Annotated in this window: 2 protein-coding genes; both read left to right on the plus strand. The window is 39.3% G+C overall.

Going from position 1 to position 2,099, the window contains the following annotated elements:
- Positions 1-580, plus strand: a 580-nt coding sequence (locus ACKI39_RS03935; RefSeq protein WP_407397872.1) for an IS110 family transposase, incomplete at its 5' end; no start/stop codon positions are given.
- Between the two features lie 225 nt (positions 581-805).
- Positions 806-1,900: an IS110 family RNA-guided transposase gene (locus ACKI39_RS03940; RefSeq protein WP_407397874.1), complete on the plus strand. Its 1,095-nt coding sequence runs from the start codon at positions 806-808 to the stop codon at positions 1,898-1,900.
- Positions 1,901-2,099: the final 199 nt, after the last annotated feature.

Genomic DNA, 2,099 nt, shown 5'->3' on the forward strand with positions numbered 1-2,099 from the left:
TACAATGACAACTGTAAACGAAAACACAAAAATTATCTACGTGGGAATTGATGTTCACAAAGATACTTATTCAGCATGCAGCTTCGATGTAAAGGAGCAGGAATATTTCGGTCAGGTAAAAATGAAGGCAACAAGCCGTAATGTAATCAATTATCTGGAAAGAATATCAAAAAAATACAACGACGAAGTGATGATAATAGCAGGGTATGAAGCAGGACCAACAGGTTATGATCTTTACCGTGATGTTCAGGAGGCGGGATTCGGCTGCACGGTAATAGCACCGACAACAATCAGAAAAAGCAACTCAAAGGTGAAAACTGATACAAGGGATGCAAAACTGCTGGCAGAAACCCTGGCATACCATACATACAGTTCTGTAGCAGTACCTGACCGGAATATTTTTGCGATGAAGGAATATACACGGGCAAGGAATTCCAAGAAGTCGAAACTCAAGAAGGCAAAGCAGGAGCTTCTTTCATTCATGCTGAGAACTGGAAAGGTTTATCAGAAAAACAAGAACGAAAGTTACTGGACGGTCAGACATTTCAGGTGGCTGAATGAGGTAGTTGTTACGATTTGAAAATACGAGAAAAGCGGGATACTCTAGATTGACGGATCTGGAGGGCCGGTGGAAGGCAGGTCATATTTGCGAACGAAAGAGTTCGGGAGGTAGTTTTTGTCGAAGCCAGCCACCGTATAACAAAATGCGGCTTGGAGTCTAGCTCCAAGACCGCGAATAGGAGAACGGTGATTCGACGCACTCGTATAGCTCTCCAGTCCTCATTTTATACTAAAGGGGGACGCTATGGAAGCATCAGGAAGATTTGTTGGAATTGATTTGGGAAAAAGGACATATGACATGTGTCTTGTGGAACCAAAAGGGAAAATTACAAGAACAAATGGAAAAACAGATTTTAAGGGAATTGATAAGCTTTGTGAAAAGCTTGGAGCAGATGATCTTGTTGCCATTGAAGCCTGTAATATTGCTATGAGAATCGAGAGACGAATCAGACAGACTGTAGGATGTAAAGTTTATATTCTGAATCCAGGAAAACTTGCGGTCATCTATATGAGCACAAGAAAGACCGATAAGGAGGATGCATTAAAACTTGCAAAACTTCTGAAGAATCATGATGAAGATGAACTTCCGATAGTGACACCGCCAACTGATGAAGAATGGGAGAGAAGAAAACTTTTAAGTGAATACAAATCACTTAAGGGAGCAAGAACAAGGGAAGTAAACAAACTTCATGCAATATTTGAGCATGCAGGATATACACAGTTCAAAAGAAAAGATATGTGCTGTGAAAAGAACAGAAATAATATCCTGCCTTTACTCAAAGGGTATGAAAAGGAAGAAGCTGAAAGACTGATAGAGAGACTTACACTTCTTGAAAAACAGATAGAACAATTGCTGCAGAAAATAAATGCAGAAGTTGAAAAAGATGACAAAGTTCAGCTTGCAATGACAGTTCCAGGAATAGGACCGATAACTGCACTTGCATATGTTGCTTATATGGGTGATTTAAGCAGATTTGAAAATCCGCATCAGGTAAGTAATTTTCTGGGCTTTGTACCAAAAATTGATCATTCATGTACGATAAAAAGGAATGGTCATACAACGAAAAATGGTAATGCACTTTTAAGGTCGCTGCTGGTGCAGGCTGCATGGGGAACTGTAAGGTCAAAGGACGGTGGAGCCTTAAGAGATAAATATAAATACATGTCGGGTACGAAAGGTATGGCGAAAGGCAAATCTATTGTAACGACAGCAAGAAAACTTGGTGAACTGCTTTATATGCTTTTGAAAGAAAACAAGAGTTATGAACCTCAAAAATTCATAACTCCAGAATATCATATTTCAAAACTTGCAGACGAAGCATTAGCCGCAAATATGTAAATTAGAGGACTGGAGGGTCCATAAAAATCGTCAACTTAGTTGACAAAAAACATAGGAAATATGAAAATTTCGATTTTTTTAGAACATCTTTTGCAGGCCCACGAACAGAGTGGAAAATCTATTGAAGAAGTTTTTTCAATGGCAAAAAGCTACGGGATAGATGGAATTGAAACAAATGCCAGTTTTATTGCATCGCAGG

Source organism: Treponema sp. (genome assembly GCF_045641405.1).
GTDB lineage: Bacteria > Spirochaetota > Spirochaetia > Treponematales > Treponemataceae > Treponema_D.

Coding starts and splice junctions, on each gene's coding strand:
- ACKI39_RS03940 (WP_407397874.1), top strand. CDS start 806: ATGGAAGCATCAGGAAGATTTGTTGGAATTGATTTGGGAAAAAGGACA.